Annotated in this window: 23 protein-coding genes and 1 other annotated feature; of the genes, 2 read left to right on the top strand and 21 right to left on the bottom strand. The window is 52.5% G+C overall.

The genetic code is table 11. The annotated features are described in order from the left end of the window. Positions 1–201: 201 nt before the first annotated feature. The 18 genes from ACFVTB_RS23960 to ACFVTB_RS23875 form a co-directional block, all read right to left on the bottom strand. Positions 202–798 (bottom strand): class I SAM-dependent methyltransferase, encoded by a 597-nt coding sequence (locus ACFVTB_RS23960; RefSeq protein WP_387755043.1) that lies wholly within the window; start codon positions 796–798, stop codon positions 202–204. A gap of 279 nt (positions 799–1,077) precedes the next feature. Continuing rightward, positions 1,078–1,440, bottom strand: coding sequence for a 50S ribosomal protein L7/L12 (gene rplL, locus ACFVTB_RS23955; protein ID WP_387755040.1), 363 nt, complete (start codon positions 1,438–1,440; stop codon positions 1,078–1,080). 112 nt (positions 1,441–1,552) lie between these two features. After that, complete coding sequence (gene rplJ, locus ACFVTB_RS23950; protein WP_387755037.1) at positions 1,553–2,056, bottom strand: 50S ribosomal protein L10; 504 nt, start codon at positions 2,054–2,056, stop codon at positions 1,553–1,555. A 60-nt stretch (positions 2,057–2,116) separates the two neighbouring features. After that, positions 2,117–2,278 (bottom strand) — a sequence feature (ribosomal protein L10 leader region). Positions 2,279–2,291: 13 nt separating this feature from the next. After that, on the bottom strand, positions 2,292–2,984 hold the full coding sequence (gene rplA / locus ACFVTB_RS23945) for a 50S ribosomal protein L1 (protein ID WP_387755035.1): 693 nt from the start codon (positions 2,982–2,984) through the stop codon (positions 2,292–2,294). A gap of 107 nt (positions 2,985–3,091) precedes the next feature. Next, on the bottom strand, positions 3,092–3,517 hold the full coding sequence (rplK, locus tag ACFVTB_RS23940) for a 50S ribosomal protein L11 (protein ID WP_091190677.1): 426 nt from the start codon (positions 3,515–3,517) through the stop codon (positions 3,092–3,094). Between the two features lie 81 nt (positions 3,518–3,598). Further along, a complete protein-coding gene (nusG, locus tag ACFVTB_RS23935) occupies positions 3,599–4,132 on the bottom strand; it encodes a transcription termination/antitermination protein NusG (protein ID WP_387755031.1) in 534 nt (177 codons plus the stop codon). A 23-nt stretch (positions 4,133–4,155) separates the two neighbouring features. Beyond that, complete coding sequence (secE, locus tag ACFVTB_RS23930; RefSeq protein WP_387755028.1) at positions 4,156–4,365, bottom strand: preprotein translocase subunit SecE; 210 nt, start codon at positions 4,363–4,365, stop codon at positions 4,156–4,158. An 18-nt stretch (positions 4,366–4,383) separates the two neighbouring features. Next, the gene (gene rpmG / locus ACFVTB_RS23925) at positions 4,384–4,533 is read right to left on the bottom strand and encodes a 50S ribosomal protein L33 (protein ID WP_015847242.1); all 150 of its coding nucleotides are present in this window, start codon (positions 4,531–4,533) and stop codon (positions 4,384–4,386) included. A 338-nt stretch (positions 4,534–4,871) separates the two neighbouring features. Then, entirely contained in the window at positions 4,872–5,522 is a 651-nt protein-coding gene (gene sigH / locus ACFVTB_RS23920) for an RNA polymerase sporulation sigma factor SigH (protein WP_387755024.1), read from the bottom strand. Between the two features lie 182 nt (positions 5,523–5,704). Then, a complete protein-coding gene (locus tag ACFVTB_RS23915) occupies positions 5,705–6,229 on the bottom strand; it encodes an NYN domain-containing protein (protein ID WP_387755021.1) in 525 nt (174 codons plus the stop codon). A gap of 3 nt (positions 6,230–6,232) precedes the next feature. Beyond that, a complete protein-coding gene (gene rlmB, locus ACFVTB_RS23910; protein WP_387755018.1) occupies positions 6,233–6,988 on the bottom strand; it encodes a 23S rRNA (guanosine(2251)-2'-O)-methyltransferase RlmB in 756 nt (251 codons plus the stop codon). A gap of 157 nt (positions 6,989–7,145) precedes the next feature. Continuing rightward, positions 7,146–7,640, bottom strand: coding sequence for a Mini-ribonuclease 3 (locus ACFVTB_RS23905; RefSeq protein ID WP_387755016.1), 495 nt, complete (start codon positions 7,638–7,640; stop codon positions 7,146–7,148). Continuing rightward, positions 7,637–9,049 (bottom strand): cysteine--tRNA ligase, encoded by a 1,413-nt coding sequence (cysS, locus tag ACFVTB_RS23900; RefSeq protein ID WP_387755013.1) that lies wholly within the window; start codon positions 9,047–9,049, stop codon positions 7,637–7,639. Before cysS ends, ACFVTB_RS23905 begins: the two co-directional genes overlap by 4 nt. Next, complete coding sequence (gene cysE, locus ACFVTB_RS23895; RefSeq protein ID WP_387755011.1) at positions 9,046–9,708, bottom strand: serine O-acetyltransferase; 663 nt, start codon at positions 9,706–9,708, stop codon at positions 9,046–9,048. Before cysE ends, cysS begins: the two co-directional genes overlap by 4 nt. A gap of 1,077 nt (positions 9,709–10,785) precedes the next feature. Continuing rightward, positions 10,786–12,249, bottom strand: coding sequence for a glutamate--tRNA ligase (gltX, locus tag ACFVTB_RS23890; RefSeq protein ID WP_387755008.1), 1,464 nt, complete (start codon positions 12,247–12,249; stop codon positions 10,786–10,788). A gap of 362 nt (positions 12,250–12,611) precedes the next feature. Beyond that, a complete protein-coding gene (gene ispF, locus ACFVTB_RS23885) occupies positions 12,612–13,088 on the bottom strand; it encodes a 2-C-methyl-D-erythritol 2,4-cyclodiphosphate synthase (RefSeq protein WP_387755006.1) in 477 nt (158 codons plus the stop codon). Positions 13,089–13,093: 5 nt separating this feature from the next. Next, positions 13,094–13,792 (bottom strand): 2-C-methyl-D-erythritol 4-phosphate cytidylyltransferase, encoded by a 699-nt coding sequence (gene ispD / locus ACFVTB_RS23880; RefSeq protein ID WP_387755003.1) that lies wholly within the window; start codon positions 13,790–13,792, stop codon positions 13,094–13,096. Between the two features lie 54 nt (positions 13,793–13,846). Continuing rightward, positions 13,847–14,944, bottom strand: coding sequence for a PIN/TRAM domain-containing protein (locus ACFVTB_RS23875; protein WP_387755171.1), 1,098 nt, complete (start codon positions 14,942–14,944; stop codon positions 13,847–13,849). A 153-nt stretch (positions 14,945–15,097) separates the two neighbouring features. Between ACFVTB_RS23875 and ACFVTB_RS23870 the strand changes: the two genes are divergently transcribed. Continuing rightward, complete coding sequence (locus ACFVTB_RS23870; protein ID WP_387755000.1) at positions 15,098–15,493, top strand: DUF1573 domain-containing protein; 396 nt, start codon at positions 15,098–15,100, stop codon at positions 15,491–15,493. A 16-nt stretch (positions 15,494–15,509) separates the two neighbouring features. Beyond that, positions 15,510–16,844 (top strand): right-handed parallel beta-helix repeat-containing protein, encoded by a 1,335-nt coding sequence (locus ACFVTB_RS23865; protein WP_387754997.1) that lies wholly within the window; start codon positions 15,510–15,512, stop codon positions 16,842–16,844. Here ACFVTB_RS23865 and ACFVTB_RS23860 read toward each other — a convergent pair. The 3 genes from ACFVTB_RS23860 to ACFVTB_RS23850 are packed head-to-tail and all read right to left on the bottom strand — an operon-like array spanning position 16,837 to position 20,979. Beyond that, entirely contained in the window at positions 16,837–18,381 is a 1,545-nt protein-coding gene (locus ACFVTB_RS23860; RefSeq protein ID WP_387754995.1) for a glycosyl hydrolase family 28-related protein, read from the bottom strand. The genes ACFVTB_RS23865 and ACFVTB_RS23860 overlap by 8 nt on opposite strands. Positions 18,382–18,397: 16 nt before the next feature. After that, positions 18,398–19,810 carry a sugar transferase gene (locus ACFVTB_RS23855; protein ID WP_387754992.1) on the bottom strand — a complete coding sequence of 471 codons (1,413 nt, stop codon included), beginning with the start codon at positions 19,808–19,810 and terminating at the stop codon, positions 18,398–18,400. Beyond that, positions 19,807–20,979, bottom strand: coding sequence for a glycosyltransferase family 4 protein (locus tag ACFVTB_RS23850; RefSeq protein ID WP_387754989.1), 1,173 nt, complete (start codon positions 20,977–20,979; stop codon positions 19,807–19,809). The genes ACFVTB_RS23855 and ACFVTB_RS23850 overlap by 4 nt, the downstream gene beginning before the upstream one ends.

Below are 20,979 nucleotides of genomic sequence, written 5' to 3'. Positions count from 1 at the left end.
GCAGCGCGGGCGCAATGGTTCCATATCAAGTAATTTTGCCCAAAATGTAAACATTATACGTCAAATGCGTCTGCAATATGCATTCCGCGCTTAAAAATCACACTTGACATTTTAGTTGACTAAAGAGATTGAGCCCAATTTAATGCTGACATTTTATAATATTACCATATTCAGAAAGTCAAGTCAACCTAGGAAAAACGACTATTTCATTGCCAAATAAATCCGATAGCCCTTATCCTTCGTGACTTCCTTCACCTCGGAAAATAGCGATTGAAGCTTGGCCTCCGCCGAAGGCGCGCCTTGCTTTTTCTGAATGACGACCCACATCGCTCCGCCAGGCGAAAGCAGCTCATAGCCCTCTTCGAAAATGCGATGTACTGTCGCTTTGCCGGCACGGATCGGAGGATTCGTTATAATGACATCGAACATCTCGCTCTCTACCGCTTCATAGATGTCGCTTTGCAGCACGGTCACATTGCTAATGCCATTCAGTTTAGCATTCTCTTTCGCCAGCTCTACCGCTCTTTCGTTGATATCAATCATCGTAACTTGTCCATTCTGCACAAGCTTGGCGGCAGTCAAGCCGATCGGTCCGTACCCGCAACCGACGTCCAGCACTCTTGCGCCGGCTGGAAGCTCGATCGCGTCCAGCAGCACCCGTGTACCGAAATCGACGCCCGATTTCGAGAAAACACCGGCGTCGGTCACGAACTTGAGCGCGTACCCGCGCAGCTCTGCCTGATGCGTCTGGCGGTTATGCTCAACACCGGGATTCCGAGAGTAATAATGATTGGACATTCGTCATTTCCTCCTAAAACATCTGAGCGAACTGCGGACTTTATTTTTTGTGAAGCTGATTCGCCAATTAATCAGTTCAGCTCCTCATCGCCGCCTTGTCATCGGCCAACGCTATACTTCCCAGCTTTCCGCCTGTCATTAGTTAGCGAATCAGGTTCATAAACCTTCCAATCTTCGTTTGAAACATTTTAGAACTCACAGGCTATTCCGCAACAAGAAACGAACCCCTTGAAACGTGACGTTTCAAGGGGCCCGATAATATTAGCTCGTAGGGGTTAATTACTTAACTTCTACAGCTGCGCCAGCTTCTTCAAGCTTAGCTTTAACCGCTTCAGCTTCTTCTTTAGCTACTTTTTCTTTGATTGGTTTTGGAGCGCCGTCAACCAGGTCTTTCGCTTCTTTCAGGCCAAGACCTGTGATTTCGCGAACGACTTTGATAACGTTGATTTTGGAAGCGCCAGCGCTAGTCAGGATTACGTCGAACTCGGATTGCTCAGCAGCTTCAGCAGCGCCGCCGCCAGCTACTACTGCAACTGGAGCTGCAGCTGTTACGCCGAATTCTTCTTCGATTGCTTTAACGAGATCGTTCAGTTCAAGAACGGTCATACCTTTGATTGCTTCCAAGATTTGTTCTTTAGACATGGTTATACCTCCGAAATGGTTTTATTGGTTGTTGGTTTACGCCGCGAGACAAAGCCCGTCGGACGTTATGACGTTAAAACGATGATGAAGCTTGCTGCCAAAGACAAATGTCTTAAGCTTGTGCTTCTTTTTGCTCGCCGACTGCTTTAACCGCAAGGGCGAAGTTGCGCACTGGAGCTTGCAACACGCTGAGGAGCATGGAGAGCAAGCCTTCGCGGGACGGAAGTTCCGCCAGCGCTTTGATTTGGTCTTGACTTACGACTTTACCTTCAACAACGCCGCCTTTCAATTTCAGGGCGTCGTTCTTTTTAGCGAAATCGTTAAGGATTTTCGCAGGCGCGATAGCGTCGTCGCCGCTGAACGCGATGGCTGTAGGTCCAACCAGAATCTCGTTCAGATCTGTCAATTCCGCAGCTTCAGTTGCGCGGCGAACGAGCGAGTTCTTCAGAACTTGGAACTCGACACCAGCTTCACGCAGCTGTTTGCGAAGCTCAGTCACTTGCGCAACGTTCAATCCGCGATAATCGGCAACAACCGTGCTGGAGCTTTCACGAAGCTTAGCTGTGATCACTTCAACGGCTTGTTGTTTCTCTTGGATGATATTTGCGTTTGCCAAACTGTACACCTCCTGTAATAATTGTACATCCCGTTTACGATCGATGAGCTTTCCCCGGTTCAAAACAAGAGAAAAGCCTTCGCAGACTGCGAAGGCCATGATGGTTTGCGACTGGCGCAGCGCCCTTGCGGACGATACGCTGCCAAACACTATATCATAACACCTCGGTAGGAAATTAAGCCTTGCGGCACCTACTGTCTACGGCATGCATATTCAAATGTTGGTTCCGATCTTCTTAACGGTAGTTAGCCGTGCTAACGCGAGCGCCAGGGCCCATCGTCGAAGATACGGAAATGTTTTTCAGGTAAACGCCTTTTGCTGCAGCCGGCTTAGCGCGGTTCAGTGCATCAACCAATGCTTTCAGGTTCTCATTGAGTTGATCAGCGCTGAAGGATACTTTGCCGATTGGAGCATGGATTTGACCTGCTTTGTCCAGACGGTATTCGATTTTACCGGCTTTAATTTCTTGCACGGCTTTCGTCACGTCGAAAGTTACCGTACCTGCTTTCGGGTTAGGCATGAGGCCTTTACCACCCAGGATACGACCCAATTTACCAACTTCAGCCATCATGTCCGGAGTTGCGACGCAGACGTCGAATTCGAACCAGCCTTGTTGGATTTTGTTGATCATGTCCGCATCGCCGACGAAATCTGCACCAGCAGCTTCCGCTTCTTTTGCTTTTTCGCCTTTCGCGAATACGAGCACGCGTTTAGTTTTACCTGTGCCATGCGGAAGTACGACAACGCCGCGTACCGCTTGGTCTTGTTTACGAGGGTCTACGCCCAAACGAACTGCCGCTTCAACGGATTCGTCGAATTTTGCAGTCGCTGCTTTTTTCACGAGTTCAATTGCTTCCAAAGACTCGTAAGTCGCTTCGCTGTTGATGAGCTTAGCGGCTTCCAAATACTTTTTACCGTGTTTAGCCATTGTAATTTCCTCCTTTGTGGTATAGCGGAGCATCCTCTTAATAGATGACCCTCCCACTTGGCCCGAAGGCCTTATTGCGTCGTTAACCGCGAACGGAAACAACGCAATTAGTCAACGATTGTAACGCCCATGCTGCGTGCAGTGCCTTCAATCATAAGCATTGCCGCTTCAACGGAAGCTGCATTCAAGTCGGGCATTTTTTGCTCAGCGATTTCACGTACTTTCGCACGATTAACCGTAGCGACTTTCTTCTTGTTTGGTTCGCCGGATCCTTTTTCGATACCTGCTGCTACGCGGAGCAATACTGCTGCCGGAGGAGTTTTCGTTTCGAAAGTGAAGGAACGGTCTTCGAACACCGTAATGACTACCGGAATAATCAGACCCGCTTGATCAGCTGTGCGCGCATTGAATTCTTTACAGAATGCCATAATGTTAACGCCTGCTTGACCGAGGGCTGGACCGATTGGCGGAGCCGGGTTCGCTTTACCTGCAGGAACCTGCAGTTTGACCATCTTGATGACCTTTTTTGCCATGACTTTACACCTCCTACCTGTAATACGATGAACATTGCCGTTTTGCCCGAACGAGTTCAGACAAAACGTGGGCGGAAACCGTTAAACTTTTTCCACTTGCGTGTAATCAAGCTCAAGCGGCGTTTCCCTGCCAAACATGTTGACATGCACCTTCAGCTTCGCCTTGTCGAGCAGAATTTCTTCCACTGTTCCGACAAAGTCTGCGAAAGGACCTACCTTGACGCGCACGGTTTCTTTGACTTCGAACTCAATCTTCGGCTTAGGCTCTTCCATGCCCATATGCTTCAGAATTTGCTCGACCTCATCCGGCATCAACGGAGTCGGCTTGGAGCCGGATCCTGTCGAACCGACGAATCCCGTAACGCCCGGCGTATTGCGAACAACGTACCAGGAATCGTCCGTTTGAACCATTTCCACAAGAACATAGCCGGGGTAGACTTTGCGTTGAACGGTTTTTTTCTTGCCGTCCTTCTCTACCACTTCTTCTTCCATAGGAACGAGCACGCGGAAGATTTTGTCTTCCATGCCCATCGATTCAAGGCGACGCTCCAAATTCGCTTTTACCTTGTTCTCATAACCGGCGTAAGTGTGTACGACGTACCATCTTTTTTCCATTCCAATCCACCTTTGGACCCTTCTTAAACAATCAGTTCAACTAACGACGAGATCCCGATGTCAAGAAGCCAAAAATAAATCGTCACAAACGTGATCGTAAAAAAGACTACGATCGAATAGCTTGTCAACTCTTTACGGTTTGGCCAGCGAACCTTTTTCAGTTCTGCCCAGCTGTCGGCAAAGAAACTAAACGTTGTTCCGAAGCCTTGCTTCAGTTTAGCCAAAAATGCCACGTTCACACCTCCAATAGACTATCTCGTCTCGCGATGAGGAGTCTGCTCGTTACAGAACTTGCAAAACTTCTTCAACTCGATGCGGTCGGGGTGATTGCGTTTGTTCTTGCTGCTCGCATAGTTTCTCTGTTTGCAGTTTGTGCATGCCAACGTGATAATAACCCGCATTGAAGTACACCTCCCGAACTGCTACTAAATAAAACGCCTGACGAATTACTCTCGTACTCGTCCTGTCATTCGGCCCCAATACGAATAAAACCTCACATTTTAGGCCTACCTAAAACACTTTATCATATGACATATTTGATGTCAACGATTAGATCCCCCGTCGCATCACGCATATTTTGGAATTGCTTCCGACAATCGGTTGTCTCGTTCTACTAGTATCGCCACCATAGCGGCCTTTTAAAACTAAAACAAGCTGCCCTTCCGCCCCGGAACCCTCTCCGACAGACGGATAGACAGCCTTCTCTTTCACTTGCATCTATTATCGTTAATGACGCCAATCAACTGCTTAAATCTCTCACTTCCAAATATCGCTCGAGCTTCCGCTTCACCCGCTGCAGCGCGTTGTCGATCGATTTCACATGCCTGTCCAGATCGACGGCGATTTCCTGATACGACCTTCCGTCCAAGTAAAGCATGAGCACCTTTCGCTCCAGATCACTTAAAATCTCGGACATCTTGTCTTCCAAACCCATGAACTCTTCCTGATTGATGATCAGTTCTTCCGGGTCGGAAACCCTCGTCCCGCATATGACATCGAGTAATGTACGATCGGAATCCTCGTCGTATATCGGCTTATCAAGCGATACATACGAATTGAGAGGAATATGCTTCTGCCGGGTGGCCGTCTTGATCGCCGTAATAATCTGCCGCGTAATGCACAGTTCCGCAAAGGCTTTGAAGCTCGCCAGCTTGTCCCCTTTGAAGTCGCGAATAGACTTATACAGCCCGATCATGCCTTCCTGCACAATATCTTCCCGATCCGCCCCGATAAGAAAATACGAGCGTGCTTTGGCTCGAACAAAGTTCTTGTATTTGTTGATCAAATACTCAAGAGCTAAGCTGTCGCCATTGCGGACCGCTTCGACGATATCCTCGTCCGTACTGCAGTCATATTCGAGCGTACTCCATTCTTTGAGGTCGATGCTCACGAACTATCCCTCCGGCCTGCGAGGCGTACGCCGCTAGATTCATATGCACCCAATATCCAATAAATATAGAGCCAGTATACATTATGTAACCTTACACCGTCAACCGATTTGACCGACACTTGTTGGCGATTCGTTTGTAAGAAATGTAACTTTGTTACAAATGAACCAGCCGCCATTATACTTTATTTCTCGCCCCTGCGCAGCCGTTCCAGCTTGGTCCGAACATCGAGGCTCAAATGACCGTCCAGCGAATTGCGCTTGCCGGGCTTGTCCTCGCGGAGCGTCAGCTGGATTTGCTTGCGGTTCTGCTCGATATTGATCAGCAGCTCGCGGGCGGAAAGACGCAGCGCGCCCTGGCCAAAAATGACGTGCTGCTCAACGAGGTCCGAAGTGGCGACATAAATATTGCGACGCTTGTTCATCATTTCGTGCACGAGCCGCTCTATGCATTCGTCGGCCGTTTCTTTTTCCTTCGTATACACGATAATCAGCTTATGCTGCCGAAAGGTAGAGCCGACCCCCGACACCTGATGCGCGTCGAACACAACGTAAACGGTCATGCCTGAATAGCCCTGATAATCGGCCAGCATGTCCAGCAGCTTGTCCCGCGCTTCCTCGAGATCGATTTCCTTCAGCTTCTCCAGAACCGGCCAAGCGCCTATCATATTATAGCCATCCACTAGCAAAATATCATCGCGCTTGCTCATCGGCTACAAGCTCCGGCGCTGTCTAACCACTTCGTACATCAAGACGCCCGCCGCGACGGAGGCGTTGAGAGAATTCAATTGCCCCAGCATCGGCAGCTTGACGAGAAAATCGCATTTTTCCTTGATCAGTCTTCCGATACCTTTTCCTTCGTTGCCGATGACGATGCCGAGCGGAAGATCGAACTTCGTCTTGTATACGTCCTGCGGAGCGCTTAAATCCGTCCCCGCTATCCAGATGCCCTCTTCCTTCAGTCGGTCGATGGTCTGTGCAAGGTTGGTCACCCGCGCTACTGGCACGTGCTCGGCCGCCCCCGCCGATGTCTTCAGTACTGTAGCGGTCAGTCCTGCCGCGCGGCGCTTCGGAATGATAACGCCGTGCACGCCAGTGCACTCAGCCGTACGCAGGATGGAACCGAGGTTATGCGGATCCTCGATTTCGTCCAACAGCAGCAGAAACGGCGTTTCACCGCTTTTTCTCGCCCGCTCCAGCAGATCTTCGATCTCTACGTATTCAAAAGCTGCAGCTTGCGCAATAACGCCTTGATGCTGAATGCCCGGCGCCATACCGTCCAGCTTGCGCTTGTCTACAAACTGTACGATGATGCCGTTTTTCTTCGCTTCCGCCATAATGGGCGTCGTCAATGTCTTTTGCGCGCCTTCGGCGATCCATATTTTATTGATCTCTCGGCCGGAGCGCAGTGCTTCCATTACCGGATGCTTGCCGGCGATCAGTTCTTCCTGATTGTTGCTTTCTGTCATGCTTGTCCCTCCTAAAAATGGCGCGGCCGAGCCGTCTGCCTATCGCTCGCCGGTTCGGCCGCGTTTTGCGCGTTGTTCGCGCTGGCTGCCCTAGTGGCTGCCATGTTCGTCGGCATTGTGCGTGTTGATTTCGCTAGTTGGCCGTCGCCTCTTCCGTTTACTCTACCCCACCCGACGCATCGGATACATTTGTATTTTCTGCGCTCGATCCACTACTCTTCGTCGTACCTACGGCATGAGCAAACAGCTCTTCCAACCGATCAACTCGTCCTTCGTAGTACAGGTAGCCAACCAGACACTCAAGCGCCGTTGCTTGGCGATAGTCGGCTGGATCAGCATTTTTCGGGGGCGCTCCCGATTTGGTATTGCGTCCGCGGCGAACGATATCCGCCTCCTCCTCGGTCAGCAGCGGCTGCCACTGCTCAAGCAGCAGCTTTCGCTGGCCTTTGGCGGAGACGATTTTCGTCGCTTCTTTGTGCAGATGGTGCATTTTATGGTTCGACTGTGACACTAGAAACTGCCGTACCAGCAGCTCGAACACCGCGTCGCCGATATAGGCCAAGACGACTGGGTTCAGCAGCGGCGGCTTTTTGGAAGGCTTATGGAACAGCAGCATCGCTTGCACATTCTCTTTCCCTGTCACTTCGCTCATAGGCGCCGCCAACGAATGCCTTGCGGCGTATCTTCCAGCGCGATGCCTTTTGTGGTCAGCAGATCGCGAATTTCGTCGGCTCTCGCCCAGTTTTTCGATTTCCGCGCATCGGTGCGCTCGATGATCAATTGCTCGATCTCGTCATCCAGCAGCTCGGCTCCTTCTTCCTTCTCCAGAACAAGGCCAAGCACTGCGTTCATACGCGAAAGCGCAGCGAGCAAGGCGTTCAAACCTTCTGCCGTCGCATCGCTGCGGCTCATATATTGATTCGCCTCGGCGACAAGTTCGAATACGGCTGTAATCGCATCCGGCGTGTTGAAGTCGTCATTCATTTTCGCTTCGAATTGCGCCGTGATTTCCGAGATGCGGCCATCTAATTCGGAAGATGCGGCACTTTGTGCATTTCCGCTGAATGCAGACAGACGATGCTGCAGGTTCACTTCGCAGTTGACGATGCGCTCTACGCTATTTTCCGCTTGCGCAATCGAATCGTCACTAAAATTGAGCGGGCTGCGGTAATGGGCGGACAGAATGAAGTAGCGAATCGCATTGGGCTTCACACGCTTGACCAACTGGTTAACGGTGATGCCGTTGCCGAGCGACTTCGACATTTTTTCGTTATTGATATGAACGTAGCCGTTATGCATCCAATAGTTTGCTAGCGGATGACCCGTCAGCGCTTCGGATTGGGCCGTTTCGCATTCATGATGCGGGAATTGCAGGTCGTGGCCTCCGCCATGAATATCAAGCGTGTTGCCCAAATATTTGCGCGCCATAGCCGAGCATTCGATATGCCAGCCTGGACGGCCGTCTCCCCAAGGGCTTTCCCATTTGATTTCGCCTGGTTTTGCACCTTTCCACAGCACGAAGTCCTGCGGATTCTCTTTGCGGTCGTCGACCTCAATTCGAATGCCGAATTGCAGCTCCTCCAGATTTTGATGCGACAGTTTGCCATATTCCTCGAATTTCGAGGTGCGGAAATAAACGTCACCCTCGCTTGTGTAAGCATAGCCTTTGTCTACCAGACCTTGGATAAACGCAATAATTTCCGGAATATGCTCCGTCACCCTTGGGTTCAGCGTCGCTTTATGAACACCCAACGATTCCAGGTCTTCGTAAAAAGCATTAATAAATTTATCCGCAACCTCTGTCACCGTTGTGCCTAGTTGTTCCGCCTTACGGATCAGTTTGTCGTCAACGTCGGTGAAGTTGACAATGTAGTCGACATCGTAGCCGGCATACTCCAAATAACGGCGCACGACATCGAAAAAGATAACCGGACGGGCGTTGCCGATATGAATATAATCGTATACGGTCGGTCCGCATACGTACATTTTGACCTTATTTTGCTCTTGTGGGACAAACGCTTCCTTGGATCGGGTCAGCGTATTGTAGATATGAACGCTCATTTTCTCGTTTCTCCTTCTGCTGCGGGCTGCCGCAGCTTCTCAATCTCGGCTTTCAAGCCGTTGATTTCGTTTTGCATTTCACGGAACATCTCGATAACGGGATCGGGAAGCTGTTTATGATCGAGCCGATCGCCAACCCGTTCGCCGTTCCGCTTGACGACGCGGCCAGGGTTGCCGACGACGGTGCAGTTTTCCGGCACCTCGCGAAGGACGACCGCATTAGACCCGATATTCGAATTATCGCCGATCTGGAAGGAGCCTAGTACTTTTGCTCCGGAACCGATAACGACGTTGTTGCCGATGGTCGGGTGACGCTTCCCTTTCTCCTTGCCCGTTCCGCCCAGTGTTACGCCTTGGTAGATGACGACATCATCGCCAATCTCGCACGTTTCGCCAATAACCACGCCCATGCCGTGGTCGATAAACATCCGGTGGCCGATTGTCGCTCCTGGGTGAATTTCGATACCGGTCATGAACCTGCTGAACTGCGATATGATACGCGCCACCGTGAACAAACGTTTCTTGTACAACGTGTGCGCGATCCGGTGAGCCCATATGGCATGCAGGCCAGAATAGGTGAAAATCACTTCAAACCGGCTCCTGGCCGCCGGATCGTTCTCGAATACCGCCTCTATATCTGATCTAAAGTGGCGAAACATTTGGCTTTCTCCTCCCCCAACCTTGCCTGCGCTCATGCGCTTTAACCGGCACCGTCCTTTGAACATAAAAAAGCCTCTGCGGCGTCGCACTTGGCGATGCCGCAGAGGCGTTCGTGTATGACGGACGCGGTTCCACTCTGCTTGGACAGCTGCCCGGCGCTCCTGCCTTCGCGGGCGCATGTTCATGCGCAGGCGGGGCAATTGCTAATTACGGTCGGGGGCCTCGCGAACGCTTTTCTTGCCGATAGGCAAAGCAACGATTCTTCGGGGCCATCTTCGGCTGTCCGTCTTGAAATGCCTTTAACGCAGGCGTACGTTGCGGCCTACCCCGCTTCTCCCTTGTGCCGCACAGCGTCTTGTTATGACGACGCATACTTTTACGGAACATCAGGCGAATCGGCTCGGAACAAAGCTCCCAGGTGCATTTTCCGCTTCTCGGACTAGACAACTCGCAGCCAATCATGCGCCTCACGGCCGGGCAGCTAACCCCGCTGTTTCAACGCGATGACGGTCGTCCTCTCTGTGAATCCTGCAAAACGTACTTTTCCTGCTCATAGCCTATCGATTCATCGATTGTAGTAGTAACAGTATACTCAATAGCTAAAAAAGTGACAAGATGATTTGTTTAAGCGCGCTGTTAGGCGGAATTTCGACTTTCGGCGCGTTGGACAATCTCGTTTGCGTGCTGTAAGGCGGTTTCGAGCCTTACAGCAGGAGTTTCGCCCTCGCTCTTGCTCTGTAAGGCCACTTCGAGCCTTACAGCAGGTGATTCGTCCTCGTTCTTGCGCTGTAAGGCTCTTTCGAGCCTTACAGCGAGAGGTTTGCCCTCACTTTTGCTCTGTAAGGCTCTTTCGAGCCTTACAGCCAGAGTTTCGCCCTCGCTCTTGCTCTGTAAGGCCACTTCGAGCCTTACAGCAGGTGAATCCCCCTCATTTTTGCGCTGTAAGGCCCTTTCGAGCCTTACAGCAGGTGATTCGCCCTCATTTTTGCGCTGTAAGGTTCTTTCGAGCCTTACAGCACACAGGCTTGCCTTCCAGCTGCAAACGTTCGCTCATCACACTTAACCTCGTAAGCTACTTACTTCCCTAAACGACCGTTCAGCCGCTCAGTTACTTTCTCCAGGCCGAGCAAAGCAATCGTCTGGTTCAAATCCGGACCGTGCGTCTGTCCTGTCAGAGCAGCGCGGATCGGCATAAACAGCTGCTTGCCTTTAAATCCCGTTTCCTTCTGGACCGCTTTAATCATCGCTTTGATACCTTCTACGTCAAAGGCCAGTTCGCCGCCCTGCACCTGTGCAAGGAAAGCCGCCAGCACGGTTGGCACCTGCTCTTCCGCAAGCACCGTAACGGCCTCTTCTTCGTCCTCTACGCTGTCGCGGAAGAACAGCTCGGTAAGCGGCACAATTTCAGCCGCATAACGGAGCTTGTCTTGGTAAAGCGCGACAAGCGCATCCACCCAAGCGCGTTCCTCGCCGCTCAGTTCGGCCGATACACGTCCGGCCTTTTGCAGATGCGGCAGGCAAAGGTCAACGAGCCGCGGCAATTCTGCTTTTTTCAAGTACTCGTTGTTCATCCACGTCAGCTTATTCGTATCGAAGACGGCCGGGCTTTTGCTTAACCGATCGGAGTTGAATACATCAATAAGCTCCGCTTGCGTGAACATTTCCTGCTCGCCCTCTGGCGACCAGCCAAGCAGCGCGATGAAGTTGAACAACGCCTCCGGCAAGTAGCCGAGACCATCGTACTGCTCGATGAATTGAATAATGGATTCATCCCGCTTGCTCAGCTTTTTCCGGCTCTCGTTAACGATCAGCGTCATATGGGCGAAGCGCGGTGCTTCCCAGTTCAGAGCCTCATAAATCATCAACTGGCGCGGCGTATTTGAAATATGATCCTCGCCCCGCAATACATGGCTGATTTTCATCAAATAATCGTCTACGACGACGGCGAAGTTGTACGTCGGAATGCCGTCTTTTTTCACAATGACGAAGTCGCCCATCTCAGCCGTATCGAAGCTGATCTCGCCCTTCACCATATCGTTGAACGAGTAAGTGCGTCCTTCCGGCACGCGGAAGCGAACGCTCGGTACCCGGCCTTCCGCTTCGAACGCTTCACGCTGCTCAGCGGTCAGATCGCGATGGCGGCCCAAATAACGAGGCGTTTCGCCGCGTTCGATCTGCTCGTTACGCTCCTGCTCCAGTTCTTCCTCCGTGCAATAGCAGCGATAGGCAAGGCCCCGATCGATCAAATCCTGCCAATATTCGCGGTAAATGTCCAGCCTTTCCGTCTGACGATACGGACCGTAACCGCCGCCGATATCGACGCTCTCGTCCCAATCCATGCCCAGCCATTTCAAATAGGTAAGCTGGCTTTCTTCCCCGCCAGCGACGTTGCGCTTCACATCGGTATCTTCAATACGAATAATAAACTTTCCGCCGTGGTGGCGGGCAAACAAATAATTGAATAAGGCCGTTCTGGCGTTGCCGATATGTAAATGGCCCGTCGGCGAAGGCGCGTACCTTACCCGGACTTCCTGTGTCATCGAAACCAAACCCCTCTCGTCGCTTTCCGTTGTGTTACCGTCTTATTGTAGCAAGCCTTACAAGCTTGCGCTATCCCTCTAAAACCCGCTCTATCGCCGTCTGGCGTACCCCAGCTCAGCCTAGTCGCACTCGCTGGCAATTTCGCACTTATCCGTCATTACCCGCTCTCTTACCACCACGCATCTTACCACCATGCACAGGCGCGCTCTTAGATGGATTCGCAGTTCCATCATGACTCGCTCACTCGCCAACGCACACAACCTGCCTATAAGCATGTTCCCACTCTCGTTGGCAGACGCAGACCGATCTTGCTACCCGTCTCGAGCTGTCCGATGCTACCCACGATACCGATGCCGCGCTCTTACTCCTTCACCAGACAAACAACCGACTGAGCGGCAATGCCCTCTCCTCTGCCGGTAAAACCGAGCTGCTCCGTCGTCGTCGCCTTCACGTTCACCTGTGAGACATCCGCCTCCAGCGCTTTAGCGATAATTTCGGCCATTTGCGGAATGTACGGCTGCATTTTCGGACGCTGCGCAATAATCGTCGAATCAATATTGCCGAGCTTGTACCCACGCTCTTTGACAAGCACCCATACTTGCTCCAGCAGCTTTAAGCTATCGGCGTCCTTAAACGCCGCATCCGTATCCGGAAAATGCTTACCGATGTCGCCAAGTCCGAGCGCGCCGAGTACCGCATCCGTAATAGCGTGCAGCAGCACGTCGGCGTCGGAGTGGCCGAGCAGCCCTTTCTCGTATGGAATTGTCACGCCGCCAATTATGCAGGGGCGCCCCTCCGTTAATTGATGCACGTCAAATCCTTGTCCCACTCGAATCATCGTTCTTATTCCCCTCTCTCCCGCTTCCCCAGCAGAAATTCCGCCCATGGCAAATCTTCGGGCGTCGTAATTTTTATATTCGTATAATCGCCTTCGGAGATCGTAACCGGCGCGCCGGTCCGTTCGACGACCATCGCATCGTCCGTACCGAGAAAACCATCTTTCTCCGCACGTTCATGCGCTCCCGTCAGCAGATCACGACGAAAAGCCTGCGGCGTCTGAATCGCCCACAAGCTTCGGCGGTCCGGCGTAGAAACGATCAATCCCGTTTCGTCCGCCTGCTTAATCGTATCCTTGACCGGCACAGCCAGCACTGCCGCGCCGACCCGCTCCGCAACCGCACAGCAGCCCCGGATATGCTCGGGCTTGACCAGCGGACGCACGCCGTCGTGCACCATCACCCATTCCAGCTCGGAAGCAAGCGCTTTGACGCCGGCATGGACGGAATGCTGCCGCTCGTCGCCGCCGGCTACAACCGCCTTCACTTTGGCCAGGCCGTGCTCCAGCACTAGCGCCTTGCAGCGCTCAATATCCGCACTGCCGACGACGAGGGCAACCTCCTCGATTTCGTCCATCCGCTCGAACAAAGCAAGCGTGTGAACGAGGATCGGCTTGCCGCGAAGCGGCAAGTACTGCTTGCTTTCAGCCGTGCCCATTCGCGAGCCGCGGCCGGCCGCCACGACGACGGCACCCCATTTGTTCATCCCGTTCTTCTCTCCTCTAACCCGTTACAGCATGATTACTACTACTATACAGGGTTAGAGCGCTTTTTCCAACAGCTTCGGCTTGGCAAAGATCATTCGGCCCGCAGACGTTTGCAGGACGCTGGTAACCAGCACCTCCATCGTCGTGCCGATATAATCGCGGCCGCCCTCTACAACGATCATCGTGCCGTCGTCCAAATAAGCGACCCCTTGTCCATGCTCCTTGCCGTCTTTAATAACTTGTACGATAATTTCTTCGCCGGGAAGAACGACAGGTTTAACCGCATTTGCAAGGTCATTGATATTGAGCACCGAAACGCCCTGCAGCTCGCAAACTTTGTTCAGATTGAAATCGTTCGTTACGACTTTTCCGCGCAATGCTTTCGCCAGCTTCACCAATTTACTGTCCACCTCGCTTATTTCTTCAAAATCACCCTCGTAAATCAAAACCCTCACATCGAGTTCCTTTTGAATTTTGTTCAAAATGTCCAGTCCGCGCCGTCCTCTGTTCCGCTTTAGCAGATCCGACGAGTCGGCGATATGCTGCAGTTCCTCCAGCACAAATTCCGGGATGACGAGCGTGCCCTCGATAAAGCCGGTTTTGCAAATGTCAGCGATCCGTCCGTCGATAATGACGCTTGTATCGAGAATTTTATGCTCCTCGAACCCGCGGTTCTCTTCCTCCGGCGCTGGCGCCTTTCTCGCTTCGAACAGGGCGCTGGTTGCAGCCGCCAGTTCCTCCCGTTTATGCCAGGCAACCTGCATTCCCAAATAACCAAGCCCCAGCGAGAGAGCCGCTGGCAACAGAACGCCCGGTCCTTCAAGTCCCGAAATCGCCGGATAAAGCAATACCGACAGCACTAAGCCGACCAGCAAGCCTCCGGCCGCAGCCGTCAAATCCTTTAGCGGCATTTGAGCCGCCCGATCGGCCCCCGATTGCAAAAACCGAATGATTCTGCCAGATGCTAGCGTAGCCAGCACAACGCCGGCCACTGCGCCGATCGCCACATTCATGTAATAAGAGCTTGAACGCTGAAGCATGTCGAAGGACGGTTGGTTCCATATGGCGCCGCCGCTTGTCCAGCTATGAACCCAATTGCCGGCCATCCCTCCGAATAGCAAGCCGATTAATTGAATGATTCTTCTTACCATCATTTTCATTCCACCTCCATTACAATTATGTTCCAATAATGGACGGGCTAACCGTAGCAGGTGAATGATTTTTAATTTTGAAAAGGACCTGCTGTAGGCTTATAATGGAAATAGTGATAACTTTTGTACAAAAAGAAGAGAGAGGTGTGACCGTTGAGCGCTCCCACATTGGATCAATTTCAGCAGCAAGTATCCGAGCTGCTGCTCAGGCACCGCAGCTTGCTGGACGTCTTATCCAAATTCGGCCAGTCCGGCGCATCCGTCAACCGGGCTGTATCAAAGGCGATTACCGATTGCGGCTGTATTGAACTGAACGCCCGCAAGCAGAACTATTCCGCCGAGCCGGACCTCGAGAAAGCCAAGTCGACGCTGCAAAGCCATCTGTCGGGCGAGTTGTGCGAGCATTGCCGGGATGTGCTGAAGGCCGAGCTCGGACGCAATTTGTTTTATACGACCGCCATGTGCAACTTGCTCGAAATCAAGCTCGACGATGTCATCGCCGATGAATATGACAAATGCAAAGCTCTCGGTTTATTCAATCTAACGTAAAAGCAAGGGGTATGGTATGGCTAGAAGTAAATTGTACTTATCGTTAGCGGCGATTGCGGCGATGGCATTTTTATTTTCCGGCCATAAAACGCTCCAAAGCGCCGGAACGGGCACAACGATTAATGTGATGCAGGTCGGCGCCAAGGGAGACGGCAAAACGAACGATACCTCCGCATTCGACGCCGCACTGCGCAAAGCGGCCGAGAAGGGCGGAACCGTCGTCGTACCGAAAGGCGAGTACGTCATCGATACAGAGGAGCCGCTGTACGTCCGAAGCAATGTCTCCATTGTCGGAAAATCCAATCCGGTCATTCGGTTCAAAACGTTGTCCAGGAACGGCTCATTCGGCTACGAAGGCTTTGACGTTCGGGGCTCCAACATCTCGATCAGCGGCTTGACGGTCAATGGAGGCAATCGGCTCATTCGCGGCTTCGGCATTCATCCAGGCTCCAAGAACATCACGCTGTCCCACAACGTCATCGAAAATATGACACAGTCCAGCGACCCGGACAGCCATGCTTATCGCGCCACCATAACGGGCGTATTGATATACGGCGGCACTTCGGACATTAAACTGGAGGGGAATGTAATCCGCGGCATCAAAGCGTTTAACAAGAGTCCGGTCGCCAGAGGCGTAATGGTCTACGCGCAGGACGACTTGCCTTATGCGCAGCGCGTCAGCATTCTTAATAATCGAATCAGCGACATCAGTCCCCGGGACGATGCGGACGGCGTCTACTTCGATATGCCAGATGACCCGAACAAGCTCTCCAATTCGGTCGTAAAAGGCAATACGATTTCGAACGTCGCCAAGCGCGGCATCAAAATCGCCGCTCCAGGCGTGACCGTATCGGACAACCGGGTTACGAACAGCTTCTTGAACAACAATGAATATTTATTCCCCGGCGAGGACGCGATTCCGCAGGACATGTTCTCCGGCATCTCGATTTACGCGAACAACGTCACCGTACACGGCAACGTTATTGATGGTATTGGCAGCTATTACGCCGGTATCGAAGCCGATCTGGGAGATTTAAAAAATATCGTCATCTACAATAACAAAATTACAAACGGCTCCAACGCGATCATTAAAAATACGAACGGCATCCGCCTCGGCACGATCGAAAACTTCAAAGTACACGACAACAAGCTGTCCAACATGCAGACTGGCATATTTTCTCCGATTACCGACACGCAGGCCGGCTCGATCAAGAAAAACAACATTTCCAAAGTCGATTTCGGCATCCGTTTCTCGCTGTATGATCGTTTTGGCTACAAAGACTCGAATGTGATCGTAGCCGACAACCTCATCACCGCGCGTAAAATGAAAATAGAGGCGCTTCCTAAGTAGGAGCCGCCTCTTTTTTTTCTTCTATGGTCATTTCCTCGTTCCGACTATCGTTTCCAATCGTATAATCTCTCGCCTGGATGTCGTTATCCGTTACAGCGATTTTCCGTTGCCAATGTTCCTCTAAATAGGTGGAAAGCTGAACGCCTCCCCCTTCAGGCATGCGAATCGCGTTGTCGGAAATAACCCCGTTCAAAGCAGTGAGCCAAGTCCAAATTCCTTTTCCTCCGTGCGTCAGTTGGTTGTCCGAGACGACAAAGCCGTCAGCCTTGCCGATTCGAATCGACGTCGTTCCCGTAATGTCGCTGCCATTGCCCATCGTTATGCGGTTGGCGATCACCTGCACATTGCGCACCGTTTCATAAACGCCGAGCTCAATGCCCGTGTAATAGCTTCCGGCTCCCTCCAGCGCATTATTTCGTACCATGACATGATCCGCATTGATCGAAATGCCGGCGTACATGTCGGGAGCCTTCTGCCCGGCGCGCGGGCCTCCTTCAAATTTGTTATCTCCTTGAAAAAGGTTGTCGATTCGATTGTTGTCGACCGTTACGCCGTTCGCACCAATATAAACCGCTCGGGTCGCACAAAAAGAAAACTGGTTTCTCTCGAGCAGGCTGCCTGTATCCACCGACGCTACCTGCTCGTCGTGCTCAGCCCATTCATCGGCACCTGCCGGCTCAGCTTCACTGCCTGCCTTCTTCTCTCCACCGGTTTGGTTTGGCTCCGCTCGCTCAGCCCGTTCGCCCGAACCCGCCGCGCGCCGGTTCGGGTCCTCGTAGTAAACGCAGTCACCATTGTCGGCGGGGCCGACGTGATGAACAGCGCTGTCGGTAATCTTCACCTCGCGAGCGACGGTTTCCTGATTGCCCCATGTCGTCGTCACGTATATTCCCCGAGCGATGCGGGTTCCCTCCGTGTCATGCCGAGCATAAATGTTGTACACTTCGGAGTGAGCGATATTGATGCGTTCCGTCTCTCCGTAAATGACAATTCCCGCAACCATTTGATTGTAATAAATGCTGCCCGGGTCATCGCTCTGGCTTGCATTCGCAGCGAAAACGCTGGAAAACGAAACGTCTTGGCTGCCTGCACGGACGACGGCAACCCGGTTGACGGCATTGTTGCCGTCCATGAACAGATGGCGGATGTCGATCCGCTTCCCATGCACCCGGACCAGCTCCCAGCCGAACCGGTGCGGATCGGCTTGCAGCACCGACTCTTTGCCGTCGCCGTACAGCCGGGTGCCGGAAGGCATGTTTAACGGTCTCTCCGGATTGATGACATAAATCCCTCTGGGCACATAAACGATCTTGCCAGAAGCGGCTGCTTCGTTGATCGCCTTCTGAATCGCCTTCGTATCGTCGGTCTTGCCGTCGCCTTTGGCCCCGGTTTTTTTCACATTAACGGCGTTCTCGTAACGGCGAATCGTCGGGTCCTCGTCCAGCTTATTCGGGTAAAACAGTGATAAATAAGCCAATGCGGCGATAATCGCCATCACGAGTCCGATCGCCACAGGCCTCAGTGAACCGAATCGCATCTCTTTTCCCCCGTTTTTAACCGTTCCCCGCCGCCGTCTCCTCCAGCGCCTGTCTAATCTGTCTTTCTACGTCCGCCTGACGGGTCGCCGAAGCAACCCCTCTAGACTGTTCCCGCTGCAAAACGACGATAATCGTTTGAAACAATATCTTGATATCCAATAACGGAGAATAAGTTCGAATATACGTAAGATCATAGCGCAGCTTGTCCGACGGCGACGTCGAATAGTTGGCCATAACCTGAGCCAGTCCAGTCAAACCAGGCTTGGCCATTAACCGATACGTATAGTGAGGAATCTCCTTCACAAACTGGTCGATAAAAAACGCGCGTTCCGGCCTCGGCCCGACCAGACTCATCTGCCCCTGAACGACATTAAATAATTGAGGCAGCTCATCGATGCGGGTAGCTCGGATGAACGCGCCCAGCCTTGTGATGCGCGGATCCCTGTCGCTCGCCAGCACCGGTCCTGTACTTTTCTCTGCGTTGTCCACCATGCTTCTGAACTTATAGAGCGGGAACGATTTCCCGTATCGGCCGACGCGCTCCTGAACAAACAACGCTTTCCCCTTCGAGGTAGCAGGGATGAGCAAGAACATCAACAACATCACCGGCGAAGCGACCGCAATCATGAGCGCAGCGAGCAGTAAGTCGAGCAGCCGCTTCGTAAATCGCTCCAGAAACGTGAAATGCGGCGATACGACCGAATACACCATCAAATCGTCAATTTGCTGGGGCTCGGCTCCCATCAAGTTGAGCTCGTAAAACTCCGGCACAAGCAGCACCTCGATCCGACGCTCGCCGGCTTCCCGCACCAGCTTTAATTTCAGCTCCGGAGGCAGTCCAGCGCATAGCAGAAGCGCCTCGATTTCATCCAGTCCGCCCTCTTCCGCCAGCTTAGCAGCCCTTGAGCCGGCAACGATTCGTTCCACCGCGAACCAAGATTTCCCTTGCTCGATCAGCTTCCCGATCGTGTTTAGATCCGTATTGCCCTCCGGCATTACGATCACAGCTCGCTTCTTGCCGATTACGGTGGACTGCACGCCAAAGATCACGAGTCTTAGCGTAAACGCAAACAACAGCTGCAGCATTAAGGCTACAAAGAAAATGCTCTTCGGAACGCTGAACGACTTCAGCCAGTAGCTTAGAACAATCATCTCCGCGACAAACACAATATGCGCCAGCACGAGATTATATAGCAGCTTGGAAGGTATCCGCCTCCCCGCCAAATCGTATAAATTGAAAAAATAGTACGTGAATACGGTCAGCAGCCCCAGCCACGGCGCGTATTGCACAAAGGATTGCTGCTCCGTCGCCGGAATGCCGCTTAGAAACTCCAGACGGTAGGCAAGCAGGAAGCTGGAATAGATGAATAGGCAGTCCAGCAGCAGCAAAATCACTTTAAGTCCGTTCGTACGAAATAACTTTGTCATCGCAAGTCCTCATTTACCTTGTTTTTAGGCTGACGTTCCTTTCGAAGCCGCAGCCGCTCATACAAGCCCCGCATATCCGCCTGAATAGCTTGTAAGTCGTACTGGGATGCGCCGCTTTTCCCGTTAGCTCCCATTTTCAATCGGGCGGCCGGATCGCGATGCAAGGAAAGCAGCGCCTCCGTCGTAGCCGGAACATCCCCGATTGGAACAATAAAGCCATTCTCGCCGTGCCGGACCAGATCGGCGCTGCCGCGCACGTTCGTCACAACCATCGGCCTCCCAATCCCAATCGCTTCGAGCAGCGCCTTTGGCAGCCCTTCCCGCCGCGACAGCAGAACAAGCACGTCGGCTATGTTGATCAATTCCGGCACGTCTTTCCGAAACCCGAGAAACAGCGTCTCTTCCCGCACCCCCAGCTCCTCGGCAAGCCGTCTATACAACTCCTCGCTATCGCCCGTACCTGCCAGTATCGCTTTGACCGGCACGCCCTCATCCTTTAATTGACGTACACTGCGCAGCAGCTGCGTCTGATTTTTGTTGCCGTTCAATTCGGCAACGCATAGCAGTACAAAATCGTTCTCTGCGATACCGAGTTCCTTTCGTTTAACCGCCAGACGTTCCGGCTCGAGCTCCCGGTAACGGGATAAATCAATGCCGACTCCCGGCATATAGACGGCTTCACCGCGCAGCGGAAATGTGCTAGCCCGCTCGTAATCCTCTCGGTTAATGGTCACGAGAGCATCCGTCCACCTCGCCATGAGCCGTTCCACCGGATAATAAAGCAGCCAGTTGGCTAGCGGCGCGCCCTTGAAAAAATGAAAGCCATGCGCCGTATAGACGATGCGATCCAATCCGGCAAACCGGGCAGCCAGCCGACAGATTACGCTTGCGTTCGGCGTGTGCACATGAACGAGGTCGTATCGTTCGCTCTCGAACGCTTTCTTCAGCTGCTTGAACGCGCGGACATTATCCGGCGAGAACGGACTTCGACTGAACGGCACGGACCGGCAGTCAACGCCAGTCGCCCGAACGTCCTCGAACGTGTGGTCTGGACAAGCGTAAACGTGCACCTCGCAGCCCTTCTCCCGCAAGTCCTGCAGAAACGGCAGGTGAAAAGCGTTAATATGCGAATACACGGTTGCGACATAGGCCGCTTTTTTCAATCCCAC

Origin of the sequence: Paenibacillus sp. NPDC058071 (genome assembly GCF_042885235.1) — a bacterium.
In the GTDB taxonomy this organism is placed as follows: domain Bacteria; phylum Bacillota; class Bacilli; order Paenibacillales; family Paenibacillaceae; genus Pristimantibacillus.
The sequence above is the reverse complement of the archived record's forward strand: the minus strand, read 5'-3'. Positions and strand labels throughout refer to the sequence as shown.